The organism is Paraburkholderia rhizosphaerae (assembly GCF_004366595.1).
Lineage (GTDB): Bacteria > Pseudomonadota > Gammaproteobacteria > Burkholderiales > Burkholderiaceae > Paraburkholderia > Paraburkholderia rhizosphaerae.
In genome coordinates this window covers 1-16,460 of the sequence record NZ_SORE01000013.1, presented here as the reverse complement: position 1 = coordinate 16,460, position 16,460 = coordinate 1, and the positions used below count along the sequence as shown (strand labels likewise).

Sequence of the window (16,460 nt, the reverse complement as noted above, 5' to 3'; positions counted from 1 at the left end):
CCCATCATGGACTTTCTCGACCTCGGACCGTTTTCCCGCGTGTCCGGCACGATTCGCCTGCCCGGTTCGAAGAGCATTTCGAATCGCGTGCTGCTGCTCGCGGCGCTCGCCGAAGGCGAAACGACAATCACGAATCTGCTCGATTCGGACGATACGCGCGTGATGATCGCCGCGCTCGAAACGCTCGGCGTGAAGCTGAAGCGCGACGGCGACGTCTGCGTGGTGACCGGTACGCGCGGTGCGTTTACCGCGCGTACCGCCGATCTGTTCCTTGGTAACGCGGGCACCGCGATCCGGCCGCTGACGGCCGCGCTGGCGGTGAACGGCGGCAATTACCGCGTGCACGGCGTGCCGCGCATGCACGAGCGGCCGATCGGCGATCTGGTCGACGGGCTGCGGCAGATCGGCGCGAACATCGAATACGAGCAGAACGAAGGTTATCCGCCGCTGCGTATCCGCCCGGCGCAGATCACCGTCGAAGCGCCGATCCGCGTGCGTGGCGACGTGTCGAGCCAGTTCCTGACCGCGCTGCTGATGACGCTGCCGCTCGTGCGCAACGGCAACGGCGCGACGGTGCTCGAGGTGGACGGCGAACTGATCTCGAAACCGTATATCGACATCACGATGAAGCTGATGGCGCGCTTTGGCGTCGAGGTCGAGCGCGACGGCTGGCATCGCTTCACGGTGCCGGCGGGGGTGCGCTATCAGTCGCCGGGGCGAATCATGGTCGAGGGCGATGCGTCGTCGGCGTCGTACTTCCTTGCTGCCGGCGTGCTCGGCGGCGGGCCGCTGCGCGTCGAAGGCGTGGGCCGCGCGAGCATTCAGGGCGACATCGGCTTTGCCGACGCGCTGATCAGAATGGGCGGGAACGTGTTGATGGGTGACGACTGGATTGAGGTGCGCGGCGTCGGCCGGGACGACGGCAAGCTCGAACCGATCGACATGGATTTCAACCTGATTCCGGACGCCGCGATGACGATCGCCGTCGCGGCGTTGTTCGCCGACGGTGCGACGACACTGCGCAACATTGCGAGCTGGCGCGTCAAGGAAACCGATCGGCTGGCCGCGATGGCCACCGAACTGCGCAAGGTGGGCGCGAAAGTGACCGAGGGTGAAGATCATCTTGTGGTCGTGCCGCCGGCGAAATTGACGCCGAATGCGGCGATCGATACGTATGACGATCATCGTATGGCGATGTGCTTTTCGCTGGTGAGCCTCGGCCGGGTGCCGGTGCGTATCAACGACCCGAAGTGCGTCGCGAAGACGTTCCCCGATTATTTCGAGCGCTTTATCGCGCTCGCGCAGCCATAATTTCCTGGACTTCGTCCCGACCGAGCCGACGCGCGACTGACCACACTATTAGATGAAACCGACCCGTCCCTTTCACCAGACGCCCGTCATCACGATCGACGGCCCGACTGCCTCCGGCAAGGGCACCGTCGCCGCGCTGGTCGCCGCCCAACTCGGGTTCCACCTGCTCGATAGCGGCGCGCTGTACCGGCTTGCCGCGCTCGCCAGCATCCGCTACGACATTGCGCCCGACGATGCCGATTCCCTTGCAAAACTGATTGACGATCTGCACATCACGTTCCGCGAAGGCATCGCGCAGCTCGACGGCGTCGATGTATCGACTGAGATTCGCGCCGAGGAGATCGGCAACCGGGCGTCGGCGATCGCCATACACGCGCCGGTGCGAGCCGCGCTGGTCGCGCGGCAGCGCGCGTTTCGCAAGGTGCCCGGACTGGTCGCCGATGGCCGCGACATGGGCACGGTGATCTTCCCCGATGCGGGTCTAAAAGTGTTCCTGACAGCAAGCGTCGAGGCGCGTGCGGCGCGCCGGCATAAGCAATTGATCCAAAAAGGATTTTCTGCTAATATGGATGACTTGCTCCGGGATTTGCGCGAACGCGACGAGCGCGACAGTCAGCGCACTGCCGCGCCGCTCAAGCCCGCAGCCGATGCAAAGCTGCTGGATACGTCCACGCTGTCGATTGACGAAGCGGTCGACCAGGTCGTCCAGTGGCATCACGCCAGCGTGAAAGCGTAAAAGCACACGAACGGCGAACAGAAGTTCGGGAAATCCGGAATGGCTGAGTGAATGCCGGGTTTTACCGGGTTTCAAAATCCGCGTCGAACGATCGTAGTAGACCGTAGCAAGGCAGTACGTAGTTGGTGCTCCGCCAGTGTGGCGAAGCGTGTATCCACCCCTTAACCCCGTGTGGCGTTCGAATACTCCGTCGTGCCGTGTCTCGCTAGCAAGACCGGCCTGGTAACGCGGAAGCCATACCAATTCTGATTTTTATGTCCGACCTGCAAACTTCTACCCCGAATACCGAATCCTTTGCGGCTCTGTTCGAAGAGTCGCTGACCAAGCAAGACATGCGCGCCGGCGAAGTGATTTCCGCCGAAGTCGTGCGTGTGGACCACAACTTCGTGGTCGTCAACGCTGGTCTGAAGTCCGAAGCCTACATCCCGCTCGAAGAGTTCCTGAATGACGCGGGCGAGGTAGAAGTGCAGGCGGGCGACTTCGTTTCCGTCGCGATCGACGCGCTCGAAAATGGCTACGGCGACACCATCCTGTCGCGCGACAAGGCGAAGCGTCTCGCTTCGTGGCTGTCGCTGGAAAAGGCGCTGGACAACAACGAACTCGTGACCGGCACGATCACCGGCAAGGTCAAGGGCGGCATGACCGTGATGGTCAACGGCATCCGCGCGTTCCTGCCGGGTTCGCTGGTCGACACGCGTCCGGTCAAGGACACGACGCCGTACGAAGGCAAGACGCTCGAGTTCCGCGTGATCAAGCTCGACCGCAAGCGTAACAACGTCGTGCTGTCGCGCCGTGCGGTCATCGAAGCGACACAAGGCGAAGAGCGCGCGAAGCTGCTCGAGACGCTGAAGGAAGGCGCGATCGTCGAAGGCGTGGTGAAGAACATTACGGATTACGGCGCGTTCGTGGACCTCGGCGGTATCGACGGCCTGCTGCACATCACCGACATCGCATGGCGTCGCGTGCGTCACCCGAGCGAAGTGCTGTCGGTTGGCCAGGAAGTCACCGCGAAGATCCTCAAGTTCGACCAGGAAAAGAACCGCGTTTCGCTCGGTATCAAACAACTGGGCGACGATCCGTGGGAAGGCATCTCGCGCCGTTACCCGTCGGGCACGCGTCTGTTCGGTAAGGTCACGAACATCACCGACTACGGCGCGTTCGTCGAAGTCGAATCGGGCATCGAAGGCCTCGTCCACGTGTCGGAAATGGACTGGACCAACAAGAACGTTGCGCCGTCGAAGGTTGTCCAGCTGGGCGACGAAGTCGAAGTCATGGTGCTCGAGATCGACGAAGACCGCCGCCGTATCAGCCTCGGCATGAAGCAGTGCAAGCCGAATCCGTGGGATGACTTCAGCCGCAACTTCAAGAAGGGCGACAAGATCCAGGGCGCAATCAAGTCGATCACCGACTTCGGCGTATTCATCGGTCTGCCGGGCGGCATCGACGGTCTGGTTCACCTGTCGGACCTGTCGTGGAGCGAGAGCGGCGAAGAGGCCGTGCGCAAGTACAAGAAGGGCGACGAAGTGGAAGCGGTCGTGCTCGGCATCGACGTCGAGAAAGAACGTATTTCGCTGGGCATCAAGCAGCTCGAAGGCGACCCGTTCAGCAATTTCGTTGCGATGAACGACAAGGGTGCGATCGTCGACGGCGTCGTGAAGTCGGTGGATGCGAAGGGCGCGGTTGTGACGCTCGGCGTGGACGTCGAAGGCTACCTGCGTGCTTCGGAAATCGCGCAAGATCGCGTCGAAGATGCACGCAACGTGCTGAAGGAAGGCGACAAGGTCAACGCGATGATCATCAACATCGATCGCAAGTCGCGTGGCATCAACCTGTCGATCAAGGCGAAGGACTCGGCCGAGCAGCAGGAAGCGATGCGCGGTCTGCAGGCTGACACGAACGCGGCGGCAAGCGGCACGACGAATCTCGGCGCGCTCCTGAAGGCCAAGCTCGACGGCCAGAACCAGTAAGCCTTAAGAGGTCTGCTGCAGAATGACCAAATCGGAATTGGTCGCCCAACTGGCCACGCGATTTCCGCAGCTTGTATTGAAAGATGCGGATTTCGCGGTGAAGACGATGCTCGATGCGATGTCGGAGGCGCTTGCCAATGGTCATCGCATCGAGATTCGCGGCTTCGGCAGCTTTGGCCTGAATCGTCGCCCGTCGCGAGTCGGGCGCAATCCGAAGTCGGGTGAAAAGGTGCTGGTGCCCGAAAAGTACGTACCGCACTTCAAGCCCGGCAAGGAACTGCGTGAGCGGGTCGACCGGCGTGCCGGCGAGCCGTTGAAGGACGAAGCGGCCGACGGGTCCGACGACGATCAGTAACGCGCGGTTCGTATGCGCCGCGAAGCGCGTACGACCGGCGTCAGGCCTGTCGGACCATTCAGACCGTTTGCCGTCAAGCCAGTGTCCAGCGTACGGGCCAGGTAGGAAGGCAAAGACCAGAAGCACAGCAAACATCAGAAAGCGCCCTCGGGCGCTTTTTTTTCGCGCATCGTGGAGTGGCATTCGATGTCCTGGTGCATCGCCGCAACGCACGCGCACAGAATCGATTCGCCGCGCAAGCCGGCTTGCGCCCATCGACGGGGCTTCATTTACAATACGGGTCACTTCGGCGCGGGCAAACACCGTGGCGCGACGCGTCATCAAGCCGGCGTCCTTCCCGCAACCGCCGTCAAGAGATCCGTAAATGAAATTTATCGTCTGGTTGATCCGCGTGCTGGTGTTCGTGCTGCTGCTGGTACTCGCACTATCCAATACGCAGCCCGCCACGCTGAATTTCCTCGCCGGTTATGCGTGGCAAGCCCCGTTGATTCTGATCGGGCTCGCGTTCTTTGTAGTCGGTCTGCTGGCGGGGCTCGTGTCGGCTATGCCAGGAGTATTCCGGTTGCGGCTCGAAAACGGTCGGCTCAAGCGTGAGTTGCGCACCGCGCGCGAGACGCCGGTCGTCGTCGAAGAGCCGCCACTGCCGCCGCTGATTTAGGCATTCACGCACCGCGCGCGCCCATCGCGCGGCCTACGCTTTTTGTGCTTTTCCGCTCATTTCGCATGGATCTGGACTTCTGGTGGCTGCTCGTCATTCCCGTCGCATTCGCGTTCGGCTGGATTGCCGCGCGCTACGACCTCAAGGCGCTGTTGTCCGAAAGCGCGAATCTGCCGCGTTCGTATTTTCGCGGCCTGAATTTTCTGTTGAACGAACAGCCGGACCAGGCCATCGATGCGTTTATTGAGGTGGTCAAACTTGACCCGGAAACGATCGAACTGCATTTCGCGCTGGGCAACCTGTTCCGGCGCCGCGGCGAGACGGACCGCGCGATCCGCGTGCATCAAAATCTGCTGAGCCGGTCGGATCTGCCGGTGACCGAGCGCGATCATGCGCTTTACGAACTCGGCCAGGATTTTTTGAAAGCGGGTCTGCTCGACCGCGCCGAAGAAACCTTCCGTATGCTGCAAACGGGCGACCGCGCGCTGGGCGCGCAGCGCGCGCTGCTGACTATCTACGAGATCGAAAAGGACTGGCACAAGTCGATCGATACCGCACAGCGGCTCGAAGCGATGGGCGCCGAGCCGCTTGGCAAGGAGATCGCACAGTTCCACTGCGAACTCGCGCAGGAAGCGCTGCAGCAGAAGAAACCGGACGAAGCGCAGCACCAACTCGATCTCGCGCTACATGCGAACGCGCAGAATGTGCGCGCGACAATCCTGTTCGGCGATGTCGATGCGGCGGCTGGCGCGTATGAAAACGCGATCGCGCAATGGCGTCGTGTCGAGGAGCAGAACCCCGCGTACCTGCCGCTCGTCGCCGAAAAGGTGATGAAGGCGTACGAAGCGCTAGGCCGCCAGGAAGAGGGCGCGGACCTGCTTACGCAATGGGTCGACGACTATCCGTCGAACGATCTGCTCGACGTCGGTTACCAGTATGTCGCGGCATTGCGCGGGCTTGACGCCGCGCATGCGCTGGCGCGCACGCAAATGCAGAAGTCGCCGAATCTCGCCGGCATGACGCGCCTGCTCGAAGCGCAGCAGGCAAAGGCCGAAGAGCCGCGCCGCAGCGAACTCGAATTGATGCGTACGCTGATTCGGCAGCGCACCAAAAACCTGCCACGGTATACGTGCCAGAATTGCGGCTTCCGGGCTCGGCTTTTCTACTGGCAGTGTCCGGGTTGCAGCGGCTGGGAGACTTACGCGCCGCGCCGGGTCGAACCGATTACCGCATCGAATTGAGTGCGCTGACATCGGTCGCGCTCGCGGTTGCGGCGGCCGTCGCAGTTGCGACGCCGGGTGCAATGACAGGCCCAAAGGCTCATCGAAATCCAGCGTCACATAATGCGAACGAAGCGAACAAAGCCGACAAAGCCAACAGAGCAAACAGAAGAGCGGATCAGCACCGTAGCATCACTGATGAAATAACGCTCCGGCTTGCCGCCGGATGCCTTCACCGGACCCTACTACCGGAAAGCGTATGAAAGTCACCATCATCGGCACGGGTTATGTCGGCCTTGTCACCGGCGCGTGTCTCGCGGAGGTCGGCAACGATGTGTTTTGCCTCGACGTCGATCCGCGCAAAATCGACATCCTGAATGGCGGCGGCGTGCCGATTCACGAGCCGGGTCTGCGGGAAATCATTGCGCGCACCCGCGCGGCCGGGCGCATTACGTTTTCGACCGACATCGAAGCGAGCGTGCGCCATGGCGACATCCAGTTCATCGCGGTCGGCACGCCGCCCGACGAAGACGGTTCCGCCGATCTTCAATACGTGCTCGAAGCGGCGCGCAATATCGGCCGCTATATGGACAGCTTCAAGGTGATCGTCGACAAATCGACGGTGCCGGTCGGCACCGCGGCACGCGTGCGCGAGGTGGTCGGCGAGCAACTGGCGGCGCGCGGTCTCGCGGGGAGTCTGCAGCACGCGTTCTCGATCGTGTCGAACCCGGAATTTTTGAAGGAAGGCGCGGCCGTCGACGATTTCATGCGCCCCGACCGGATCGTGATCGGCATCGACAACGACGTGCCCGGCGAAAAGGCGCGTGATCTGATGAAGCGCCTCTATGCACCGTTCAACCGCAACCACGAGCGCACGATGTACATGGACGTGCGCTCCGCGGAATTCACGAAGTACGCGGCGAATGCGATGCTCGCGACACGCATCTCGTTCATGAACGAAATGGCGAATCTCGCGGAACGGGTCGGCGCCGATATCGATGCGGTGCGGCGCGGTATCGGTTCCGACCCGCGCATCGGCTATCACTTTCTGTACGCGGGCGTTGGCTACGGCGGCTCGTGCTTTCCGAAGGACGTGCAGGCGTTGATCCGCACCGGCAGCGAGTCGGGCCACAATCTGCGAATTCTCGAAGCGGTCGAAGAAGTGAACCACGAGCAGAAGGAAGTGCTCGTGCGCAAGATCACGCAAACCCTCGGCGAGGATCTGACCGGTCGCACGTTCGCGGTCTGGGGGCTCGCATTCAAGCCGAACACCGACGATATGCGCGAAGCGCCGAGCCGGCGGCTGATCGCGGCGCTGCTCGCGCGCGGCGCGACGGTGCGCGCATACGATCCGGTCGCGCTCGACGAAGCGCGCCGCGTGTTCGCGATCGATCTGCACCACGCACCCGCGCAAGCGGCGCGTCTGCAATTCGTCGGCACGCAGGACGATGCGCTGACGGGCGCGGACGCCCTCGTCGTCGTGACCGAGTGGAAAGAGTTCAAGAGCCCGGACTTCGTGCATCTGAAATCGGCGCTGAAGTCACCGTTGATTTTCGATGGCCGCAATCTGTATGAACCGGACGCGATGACCGAGCTTGGCATCGACTACCACTCGATTGGACGCCCTTATGTCGCAGCAACCGAAGTTACAACCGACGGCGCCCGCCGTGCGTGATTCGATCCTCGATACCGCGACGCCGGTGCCTGAAGCAGGCGTGGTGCCGCGTGAACAGCTCGCGCGCGCGCGCGTGCTGGTGGTCGGCGACGTGATGCTCGATCGCTACTGGTTCGGCGATGTCAACCGGATTTCGCCGGAAGCGCCAGTGCCGGTCGTGCATGTGCAGCGGCAGGAAGACCGGCTGGGCGGCGCCGCGAACGTCGCACGCAATATCGCGGCGCTAGGTGCGAACGCGGGGCTGCTGTGTGTGGTCGGCCACGACGAGCCGGGCGAGCGGATCGTGCAACTGCTCGGCGATAGCGGCGTGGACCCGTATCTCGAGCGCGATCCCGCTTTGCCGACCACGATCAAGCTGCGTGTGCTGTCGCGTCAGCAACAGCTGTTGCGAGTCGACTTTGAAAATCTGCCCGCGCACGAAGCGCTGCTCGCGGGTCTCGCGCGCTTCGATGCGCTGCTTCCCGCGCACGACGTGATCCTGATGTCCGATTACGCGAAGGGCGGCTTGACGCACGTGACGAAGATGATGGAAAAAGCGCGCGCGGTCGGCAAGCCGGTGCTGGTCGACCCGAAGGGCGACGAATGGGAACGCTATCGCGGTGCAACGCTGATCACACCGAACCGCGCGGAGCTGCGCGAGGTGGTCGGTCAGTGGAAATCGGAGGCGGACCTGCTTGCACGCGTGACGAAACTGCGCGCTGACCTCGATATCGCCGCGTTGCTGCTCACGCGTTCCGAAGAGGGCATGACGCTGTTCGCGAATGAAGGCGTGCTGCACGCTTCGGCGGTGGCACGCGAAGTGTATGATGTGTCGGGCGCGGGCGACACCGTGATTGCCACGCTCGCGGTGATGCTCGGCGCGGGCCTGCCGCTCGTCGAAGCCGTGTCGCTTGCGAATCGCGCAGCGGGCATCGTGGTCGGCAAACTCGGCACCGCGACGGTCGACTACGACGAACTCTTTCAGCCACATTGATCGCGTGCGCCGCCAACCGCGACGCTGCGTCGAACACGATGCGGCGCGCGGCGGCGCCGATCCGCTCATCATATTTGCCCATTTACTCCCATCTGGCAGGGACGACCATGACTCTCATCGTCACCGGCGCGGCCGGCTTTATCGGCAGCAATCTCGTCAAGGCGCTCAACGAACGCGGCGAACACCGGATCATCGCGGTCGATAACCTGACGCGCGCGGACAAGTTCAGGAATCTGATCGACTGTGAGATCGACGATTACCTTGACAAGACCGAGTTCGTCGAACGCTTCGCGCGCGGCGATTTCGGCAAGGTGCGCGCGGTGTTCCATGAAGGCGCTTGCTCCGACACGATGGAGCACAACGGCCGCTACATGATGGACAACAACTTCCGCTACAGCCGTGCGGTGCTCGATGCGTGTCTCGCACAGGGTGTGCAGTTCCTGTATGCATCGTCGGCGGCGACCTACGGCGGCTCGGACCGTTTCGTCGAAGAGCGCGAGTTCGAGCGGCCGCTCAACGTGTACGGCTACTCGAAATTCCTGTTCGATCAGGTAATCCGCCGCGTGCTGCCCACCGCGAAGTCGCAGATTGCGGGCTTTCGCTATTTCAACGTGTACGGGCCGCGCGAATCGCACAAGGAGCGGATGGCGTCGGTCGCGTTCCACAACTTCAATCAGTTCCGTGCCGAGGGCAAGGTCAAGCTGTTCGGCGAGTACAACGGCTATGCAGCCGGCCAGCAAACGCGCGACTTTGTCTCGGTCGAAGACGTCGCGAAAGTGAATCTGTTCTTCTTCGATCACCCTGAAAAGTCTGGCATCTTCAACCTCGGCACCGGCCGTGCACAGCCGTTCAACGATATCGCGTCGACGGTGGTCAATACGCTGCGTGCGCTCAATCATGAGCCGGCCGTGTCGCTCGCGGAACTGGTGCAGCGTGGGCTAATTGAGTACGTGCCGTTTCCGGATGCGTTGCGCGGCAAATACCAGTGTTTCACGCAGGCGGACCTCACGAAGCTGCGCGCGGCAGGCTACGACGCGCCTTTCCTGACGGTGCAGGAAGGTGTCGATCGTTACGTGCGCTGGCTATTCGGCCAGGTGTAAATCGTTCGCATACCTCTCTAAACTAGCTCCTGCGGTCGGTGATCTTCGCCGGCCCGCAGTTGAAATCGGCGCGGTTAAGGTTGATTGCGTCAGTTGAGCAAGTTGAGTTAGGGAGGTTTCACATGCTTCGAAAAATTCTGGTTACCGCGGCGATGCTGGCCGCATTCGGTCAAGCGTACGCGGTGGTCGACGTTAACACCGCGAATGAGGAAGCGCTGCGCACGATCAAAGGTATCGGCCCGGCGAAGGCCAAGTCGATCCTCGATGAGCGTGAAGCGCATGGGCCGTTCAAGGATGGGCCGGATCTCGCGAAGCGCGTCAAGGGCATGGGCGGCCACACGGTCGAGCGCCTGCAGGCGGAGGGACTCGCGATCGGCGCTAGCGCACCGGCTGTCGCTGCTTCTGGCGCGCAGAATGCGGCTTCTGCAAACACGAAGGCCGCGCCGGTTGGAAAGGCCGAAACGGCGGTGGTCGTGAAGAAATAGCCGTGCGGGCACACGTGTATGTCTGAGTCGCACGCGTGCCCGATTGCCTGAACAAATCTGCTTATTCCGGCTGGAGCCGATACGTTGACTCCTTCAGCTGTCATTTCGGATGACTGGCTCCCGCGGCTTTGGTCGCGGGCTTTTTGCGTCGACCGTTCGCGCCGCCTCCCACATCGATAGAGCCAGCCGCGAAACTTTCGACGCACCGCATCGCGGGCAGGCTCGCGCAGCGTGGTTTAGAATCGGTGCATCAGAGACCCTACGTGCACCATCCGTACGCAACCGACATGACTTACAAAACGATTGAAGACACGATCGGCAACACGCCGCTCGTGCAACTCGTGCGCCTTGTCGACGACGAGATCCGCGGCCGCAACAATGTCGTGCTCGGCAAGCTCGAAGGCAACAATCCGGCGGGTTCGGTGAAAGACAGGCCGGCGCTATCGATGATCAAGAAAGCGGAAGCGCGCGGCCGCATCAAGCAGGGCGACACGCTGATCGAAGCAACGAGCGGCAACACCGGTATCGCGCTGGCGATGGCCGCGGCGATGCGTGGCTACAAGATGGTGCTCGTGATGCCGGAAGACCTGTCGCTCGAGCGCAGGCAAAGCATGGCCGCGTACGGCGCGAAAATTGTGCTGACACCGCAGACCGGTGGCATGGAGTACGCACGCGATCTCGCCGAACAGATGCAGCGCGAAGGCAAGGGCATCATCCTCGACCAGTTCGGCAACCCGGACAATCCGCTCGCCCACTACGAAGCGACCGGCCCGGAAATCTGGCGCGATACCGAGGGGCGCATTACGCACTTCGTCTCCGCGATGGGTACGACAGGCACGATCATGGGCGTGTCGCAGTATCTGAAGGAACAGAATCCGAACATCGAAATTGTCGGCGCGCAACCTGAGGAGGGCTCGCGCATTCCGGGTATCCGCAAATGGCCGGAAGCCTATCTGCCGAAAATATTCGATCGCAGCCGCGTTGATCGCGTTGAGAACGTGAGCCAGGCCGCGTCTGAATCGACCGCGCGCCGGATGGCGGCGGTCGAAGGTATCTTTTGCGGGATCTCGTCAGGCGGCGCGTGTGAAGTCGCGCTGCGTATCGCGCGGCAGGTTGAAAACGCAACGATCGTATTTATCGTCTGCGATCGCGGCGACCGTTATCTGTCGACCGGCGTGTTTCCCGCTTGATCCGTTGACTTGAGTCTTTGACTCGGGTCCGTGGTTTAAATCAGCAAAAAGCGCCTGCAACGGAAGCTCGTTGCAGGCGCTTTTGCGCTTTTTGTTATCCGGGCACTAACCGTTGCGTGCGTGCGCGCCGTGTTCGACCGTCACTGCATCGCGGGCGCCGGCGCAACGCCTGGAGCAGGCGCAGGCGCTGACGCGCCGACGCCGTTCGAATTCAGATCGCTGGTCGCCGCAAGCTGCGACTTGATCCGCTGACCCAGCTGATACACCGCAAGCGCATAGAAAAAGCTGCGGTTATAACGTGTCAGCACGTAGAAGTTCTTGAGTCCCAGCACATACTGGGTCGGCAGTCCCGGCGACGGCAGATCGACCACCGTCACCGGCGTTCCCGCTTCGGCCGCGGTATCGAGCGACGGCTCGTTCATCAGCATGCCGGCGCGCAGCAGTTGCTCGAGCGACCAATGCGGCTCGGGCTGGCCGTTCGCCGCTGCCTGCGCGATACCGAGGCTGCCGACGTCAGTCGCGATATTCCACACCACGGGCCGTCCCGTTTCCCAGCCGTTCTGCTTCAGATAGTTCGCGACACTGCCGATTGCGTCGGCCTGGCTGGTGCGCAGATCGATCGAGCCGTCGCCATCGTAGTCGACCGCATACTGGACGATGCTGCTCGGCAGGAACTGCGGAATGCCGATCGCGCCGGTGTACGAGCCGAGCACCGAGGTCGGGTCGACTTGCGAGTCGCGCGTCCAGACGAGAAAGTCTGCGAGGTTCTTGCGAAACGTCGCTTCGCGTTCCGCGCGATTCGGCGTGTTCGGGTAGTCGAACGTGAGCGTGGTCAGCGCATCGAGCACGCGGAAGTTGCCCATATAGCGGCCGTAAATCGTCTCGACGCCGATGATCCCGACGATTACTTCCGGCGGCACCCCGAACTGCTCGTACGCGCGCTGCAGCGTCGCCTGATTGTTGCGCCAGAATTTGACGCCCGCATTGATGCGCACCGCGTCGAGAAAGCGCCCCTGGTACGCGCGCCAGTTCTTGACCGCCGGCGTCGGTGCGGGCGTTACCAGCTTGACCGCGGTAGCCGAATAGCTGACGCGTGAAAACAGGTCGTGCAGCACCGCCGGGTCGAAGTCGAAGCGCGCGACCATATCGTCGATAAACGCATCGACGTCGCCGTTGTTCGCGTAGCGCTGCGGGATGATCTCTTCCTCGAACGTCTGGCCCTGTTGCACCGGCGCTTGCGGCTGACCTTGCGCGATCACGATGCGCGGTTTCCGCAACGGGCTTGCGGCGGGCGTCTGCGCTTCGGCCGGGCCGGCTGCCGCGAACATGCACGATGCGACGATGGATAGTGCGGCAGCGAGAGATGCGGTGCGTAGCCGGTATCGTGCGGGCAGAGCGGGCAAGGCAGGCTTATCGGTCATAAGGTCGTGAGGTGCGATGCGGATTTGACAGATCAGTGACGAAGCATGCGTGGATGCACGAATGTGTGCAAAAGCGATCCGGCGCAGTATACCCGACGATGGTCAGGCGAAATCATGCAAGAGCATTGCAACAAGCGGCCAGAACGCATGCTGTGGTAAGTTGGCAATATGCCGCGTGTGGCGCCGCGGCGCATTCCACGGCAACACAAGGCAACGACTGATGGCAACCGGTTTCTATACCCATGCGGACTGTCTGAAGCACGAGATGGGACACTGGCATCCCGAATGTCCGGCGCGTCTGCAGGCGATCGAAGATCAGTTGATTGCCGGCCGCATCGACGCGCTCATCGAGCGCGAGTCGCCACCGCTTGTCGATGAAGCGGACTTGCTGCGCGTGCATACGCAGGCGCATATCGACCATATCCGCCGCACCGCGCCAATCGAAGGCTACGCGGCGATCGACCCCGACACATCGATGAACCCGCATTCGCTGCAGGCTGCGTTGCGCGCGGCAGGCGCGGCGGTCGCGGCTACCGACGCGGTGATCGCCGGCCGGTTCGACAATGCGTTCTGCAGCGTGCGGCCGCCCGGACACCATGCGGAGCCGGCGCGCGCGATGGGCTTCTGCTTTTTCAACAACGTCGCGATTGCCGCGCGTCATGCACTCGACGTGCATGGGCTCGAGCGCGTCGCGGTCGTCGACTTCGATGTGCATCACGGCAACGGAACCGAAGCCGCCTTTTCGGGTGACCCGCGCGTGCTGATGTGCAGCATCTTTCAACATCCGTTCTATCCGTACAGCGGCACCGAGAACCAGGCGAAGAACATGGTCAACGTGCCGATCCCGGCTCGCTCAAAAGGCATTGCGGTGCGCGAAGCGGTCGATCTGCTGTGGCTGCCGCGGCTACACGAGTTCAAACCGCAAATGGTGTTCGTGTCGGCGGGGTTCGATGCGCACCGCGAAGACGACCTCGGCAATCTCGGGCTCGTGGAGGACGACTACACGTGGCTCACCGAACAGATTCGCCATATCGCGGACCGGTACGCGAAGGGGCGGATCGTCAGTTGTCTCGAAGGCGGGTATAACCTGTCGGCATTGGGGCGCAGCGTTGTCGCGCATGTGAAGGCGCTCGCCGGACTGTGAGCCGCGGATGCGTGCGCATCCGGGCGCACGCATACCACGGAGACCGACATGGGCGCGCCGTTCCAACCGCAATCGCATGCTCACCCGGAACGCGCGATCGCGCCCGATTCCGGCCCGCTCGTCAACGTGACCTACGATGCATTCGGCACGCCCGGCGTCGTGCGCTTGATGCTGAACCGGCCCGCCGCGTTCAATGCGCTGTCCGAGGCGCTGCTCGATGCGCTCCATACCGAACTTGCCGCGCTCGAAACGTCCGATGCGCGCGTCGTCGTGCTCGCGGGCGCGGGCCGCGCATTTTGCGCCGGACATGATCTGAAGGAAATGCGTGCCGCGCCTTCACTTGACTACTACCAGGCCCTTTTCGCGCGCTGCACGAAGATGATGCTGACGATCCGGCGGCTGCCGCAACCGGTGATCGCGCGCGTGCATGGCGTCGCAACCGCGGCGGGCTGTCAGCTGGTCGCGATGTGCGATCTCGCGGTGGCTGCCGATACCGCGCGTTTTGCGACCTCGGGCGTCAACCTTGGTCTGTTCTGTTCGACGCCGTCGGTGCCGCTGTCGCGCAATCTGTTGGCAAAGCCCGCGCTTGAAATGCTGCTGACCGGAGAATTTATCGACGCGTTGGCCGCAAAGCATCAAGGGCTGGTCAATCGCGTGGTGCCGCTGGATGGGCTCGATGCGGAAATCGCCGCACTGGCCGCGAGCATTTGCGCGAAGCCGCGCGACGCGGTCAGCGCGGGTAAGACGCTGTTCTATCGTCAACTCGACATGGGCGTCGAGGCTGCGTATCAACTCGCCGGCCAGACGATGGCGTGCAACATGATGAAAGAATCCGCACTTGAAGGCGTGCAGGCATTTGTCGACAAGCGACCGCCGGATTGGCCGCGCTAGCGCTGCGCTAATTCCATGCGGTTATGAAAAAATCAAAAACGATTATTAAAGCGCATGACCCGCGTCCAGTAACATTGCAGACCAAATCCGAATAAGAGCCGCGTGGGCGATTGCCGGAGCGCGCGACGCTCGTGCGCAATAGACCGCTACCCGTCGCGGATCAGCCGCGGCCACAAGCAGCGCGTCGGCATTGCACGCGCGCTTGCGAGCAAGCGGAAGGTGTTGCTGTCCGACGAGGCCACGTCGGCGCTCGACCCGGAAACCACGGGCGCGATTCTCGATCTGCTTAAGCGCATCAATGCGACCTCGGGCTGACCGTCGTGCTGATCATGCATCAGATGGACGTGATCAAGCAGGTGTGCGATCGCGTCGCGGTGCTCGATGCCGGACGCGTCGTCGAACAGGGCAAGGTGATCGACGTGTTGCTTCAGCCGCATCACGACGTGATGCGCGCGTTGATCGGCGATGTGATCGCGCAGGAACTGCCGCTGGCGATTGCCACCGCGCCGTTTATCGCGCGACTCGTCGAAATCGCACTGCGCGAAGTCGACCACGGCCTGATCGAAGCCGCGTGGACGATGGGCGCGACCACCGGTCAGATCGTGCTCAAGGTGCTGCTGCCTGAGTCGCTGCCGGGCGTCGCCGCGGGGTTGACGATCACCCTCGTGTCGCTGGCCGGCTACTCGGCGATGGCGGGTGCGATCGGCGGCGGCGGGCTCGGCGTTCTTGGCATTCGCTACGGGTATCGGCGGTTTTTGCCCGAAGTGATGCTGGCGGTGGTTGTGATATTGATCGTCTTCGTGCAGCTCGTGCAGTCGTTCGGCGACTGGCTTGCGTGGCGGTTGAGCCATAAATAGCGGTCGCGTGGGTCGGGCAACTCATCCGACACGACGCGCAATGCGGTGCTGCGGTAGTGAGCGGCGGCGGCCCCGTCGAGACATCGACGGGCAGGCTAGAGGCGCCAGTCAAACGCGACGGTGGCGCGCCGACCATTTTTGAGATTAAATAGTACGATCGTTCGCTATTGTCGTCACGCTGTCGGTGAACGTGGTTCCCTTGAACTTCACTGCGTGTGGTGCGGTCTTGCCGGAGGCGCCGGCGAGTCGCGTGGGGGCTGTCGTTATAATGTCCGTCAGCTTGACGTATTCGTAACTTTGGAGCGTGTGCATGAAAATTCTGGTGCCAGTCAAAAGGGTGGTCGATTACAACGTGAAGGTGCGCGTGAAATCGGACAACACGGGCGTGGACATTGCGAACGTAAAGATGTCGATGAACCCGTTCGACGAAATCGCGGTGGAAGAAGCGGTGCGGCTGAAGGAAGCGGGCGTCGCGAC

Annotated in this window: 14 protein-coding genes and 3 pseudogenes; 16 read left to right on the top strand and 1 reads right to left on the bottom strand. The window is 62.4% G+C overall.

Annotated features, from left to right (window positions below; translation table 11 throughout):
* Positions 1–6: 6 nt before the first annotated feature.
* The 11 genes from aroA (at position 7) to cysM (ending at position 11,670) form a co-directional block, all read left to right on the top strand.
* The gene (gene aroA, locus BX592_RS34480) at positions 7–1,311 is read left to right on the top strand and encodes a 3-phosphoshikimate 1-carboxyvinyltransferase (protein WP_243849601.1); all 1,305 of its coding nucleotides are present in this window, start codon (positions 7–9) and stop codon (positions 1,309–1,311) included.
* Positions 1,312–1,363: 52 nt separating this feature from the next.
* Complete coding sequence (gene cmk / locus BX592_RS17970; protein ID WP_134193168.1) at positions 1,364–2,047, top strand: (d)CMP kinase; 684 nt, start codon at positions 1,364–1,366, stop codon at positions 2,045–2,047.
* Between the two features lie 254 nt (positions 2,048–2,301).
* The gene (rpsA, locus tag BX592_RS17965; protein ID WP_134193167.1) at positions 2,302–4,014 is read left to right on the top strand and encodes a 30S ribosomal protein S1; all 1,713 of its coding nucleotides are present in this window, start codon (positions 2,302–2,304) and stop codon (positions 4,012–4,014) included.
* Positions 4,015–4,036: 22 nt separating this feature from the next.
* On the top strand, positions 4,037–4,369 hold the full coding sequence (locus BX592_RS17960) for an integration host factor subunit beta (protein ID WP_134193166.1): 333 nt from the start codon (positions 4,037–4,039) through the stop codon (positions 4,367–4,369).
* Between the two features lie 364 nt (positions 4,370–4,733).
* Positions 4,734–5,027: a LapA family protein gene (locus BX592_RS17955; RefSeq protein WP_134193165.1), complete on the top strand. Its 294-nt coding sequence runs from the start codon at positions 4,734–4,736 to the stop codon at positions 5,025–5,027.
* Positions 5,028–5,092: 65 nt separating this feature from the next.
* Positions 5,093–6,268, top strand: a complete 1,176-nt coding sequence (lapB, locus tag BX592_RS17950; protein WP_134193164.1) for a lipopolysaccharide assembly protein LapB — start codon at positions 5,093–5,095, stop codon at positions 6,266–6,268.
* Positions 6,269–6,506: 238 nt separating this feature from the next.
* A complete protein-coding gene (locus tag BX592_RS17945) occupies positions 6,507–7,922 on the top strand; it encodes a UDP-glucose dehydrogenase family protein (RefSeq protein ID WP_134193163.1) in 1,416 nt (471 codons plus the stop codon).
* Positions 7,876–8,895 (top strand): D-glycero-beta-D-manno-heptose-7-phosphate kinase, encoded by a 1,020-nt coding sequence (gene rfaE1, locus BX592_RS17940; protein ID WP_134193162.1) that lies wholly within the window; start codon positions 7,876–7,878, stop codon positions 8,893–8,895. The genes BX592_RS17945 and rfaE1 overlap by 47 nt, the downstream gene beginning before the upstream one ends.
* A gap of 107 nt (positions 8,896–9,002) precedes the next feature.
* Positions 9,003–9,995, top strand: a complete 993-nt coding sequence (rfaD, locus tag BX592_RS17935) for an ADP-glyceromanno-heptose 6-epimerase (protein WP_134193161.1) — start codon at positions 9,003–9,005, stop codon at positions 9,993–9,995.
* Positions 9,996–10,117: 122 nt separating this feature from the next.
* Entirely contained in the window at positions 10,118–10,480 is a 363-nt protein-coding gene (locus BX592_RS17930) for a ComEA family DNA-binding protein (RefSeq protein ID WP_134193160.1), read from the top strand.
* A 287-nt stretch (positions 10,481–10,767) separates the two neighbouring features.
* Complete coding sequence (gene cysM / locus BX592_RS17925; protein ID WP_134193159.1) at positions 10,768–11,670, top strand: cysteine synthase CysM; 903 nt, start codon at positions 10,768–10,770, stop codon at positions 11,668–11,670.
* Positions 11,671–11,810: 140 nt separating this feature from the next.
* Here the strand turns inward: cysM and mltB are convergent, their stop codons facing one another.
* Positions 11,811–12,998: a lytic murein transglycosylase B gene (mltB, locus tag BX592_RS17920; protein WP_377681548.1), complete on the bottom strand. Its 1,188-nt coding sequence runs from the start codon at positions 12,996–12,998 to the stop codon at positions 11,811–11,813.
* A gap of 313 nt (positions 12,999–13,311) precedes the next feature.
* On the opposite strand from mltB, the gene BX592_RS17915 reads away from it, so the two are divergent.
* The 5 genes and pseudogenes from BX592_RS17915 to BX592_RS17895 all read left to right on the top strand — a co-directional run.
* The gene (locus BX592_RS17915; RefSeq protein ID WP_134193157.1) at positions 13,312–14,235 is read left to right on the top strand and encodes a histone deacetylase family protein; all 924 of its coding nucleotides are present in this window, start codon (positions 13,312–13,314) and stop codon (positions 14,233–14,235) included.
* Positions 14,236–14,283: 48 nt separating this feature from the next.
* Complete coding sequence (locus tag BX592_RS17910) at positions 14,284–15,126, top strand: enoyl-CoA hydratase (RefSeq protein WP_134193156.1); 843 nt, start codon at positions 14,284–14,286, stop codon at positions 15,124–15,126.
* A gap of 141 nt (positions 15,127–15,267) precedes the next feature.
* Positions 15,268–15,623: pseudogene (locus BX592_RS35200) on the top strand (ATP-binding cassette domain-containing protein); the annotation flags it as partial.
* Positions 15,606–15,983, top strand: a pseudogene (locus BX592_RS35195) (ABC transporter permease subunit); the annotation flags it as partial. The pseudogenes BX592_RS35200 and BX592_RS35195, both read left to right, overlap by 18 nt.
* 310 nt (positions 15,984–16,293) lie before the next feature.
* Positions 16,294–16,460, top strand: a pseudogene (locus BX592_RS17895) (electron transfer flavoprotein subunit beta/FixA family protein); the annotation flags it as partial.

What these genes read in the sequence shown, in the direction of transcription:
- BX592_RS17915 (WP_134193157.1), top strand. Translation starts at nt 13,312, where the DNA reads ATGGCAACCGGTTTCTATACCCATGCGGACTGTCTGAAGCACGAGATG.
- cysM (WP_134193159.1), top strand. Translation starts at nt 10,768, where the DNA reads ATGACTTACAAAACGATTGAAGACACGATCGGCAACACGCCGCTCGTG.
- cmk (WP_134193168.1), top strand. Translation starts at nt 1,364, where the DNA reads ATGAAACCGACCCGTCCCTTTCACCAGACGCCCGTCATCACGATCGAC.
- rpsA (WP_134193167.1), top strand. Translation starts at nt 2,302, where the DNA reads ATGTCCGACCTGCAAACTTCTACCCCGAATACCGAATCCTTTGCGGCT.
- BX592_RS17960 (WP_134193166.1), top strand. Translation starts at nt 4,037, where the DNA reads ATGACCAAATCGGAATTGGTCGCCCAACTGGCCACGCGATTTCCGCAG.
- BX592_RS17930 (WP_134193160.1), top strand. Translation starts at nt 10,118, where the DNA reads ATGCTTCGAAAAATTCTGGTTACCGCGGCGATGCTGGCCGCATTCGGT.
- BX592_RS17910 (WP_134193156.1), top strand. Translation starts at nt 14,284, where the DNA reads ATGGGCGCGCCGTTCCAACCGCAATCGCATGCTCACCCGGAACGCGCG.
- mltB (WP_377681548.1), bottom strand. Translation starts at nt 12,998, where the DNA reads ATGTTCGCGGCAGCCGGCCCGGCCGAAGCGCAGACGCCCGCCGCAAGC.
- lapB (WP_134193164.1), top strand. Translation starts at nt 5,093, where the DNA reads ATGGATCTGGACTTCTGGTGGCTGCTCGTCATTCCCGTCGCATTCGCG.
- aroA (WP_243849601.1), top strand. Translation starts at nt 7, where the DNA reads ATGGACTTTCTCGACCTCGGACCGTTTTCCCGCGTGTCCGGCACGATT.
- BX592_RS17945 (WP_134193163.1), top strand. Translation starts at nt 6,507, where the DNA reads ATGAAAGTCACCATCATCGGCACGGGTTATGTCGGCCTTGTCACCGGC.
- rfaD (WP_134193161.1), top strand. Translation starts at nt 9,003, where the DNA reads ATGACTCTCATCGTCACCGGCGCGGCCGGCTTTATCGGCAGCAATCTC.
- BX592_RS17955 (WP_134193165.1), top strand. Translation starts at nt 4,734, where the DNA reads ATGAAATTTATCGTCTGGTTGATCCGCGTGCTGGTGTTCGTGCTGCTG.
- rfaE1 (WP_134193162.1), top strand. Translation starts at nt 7,876, where the DNA reads ATGTCGCAGCAACCGAAGTTACAACCGACGGCGCCCGCCGTGCGTGAT.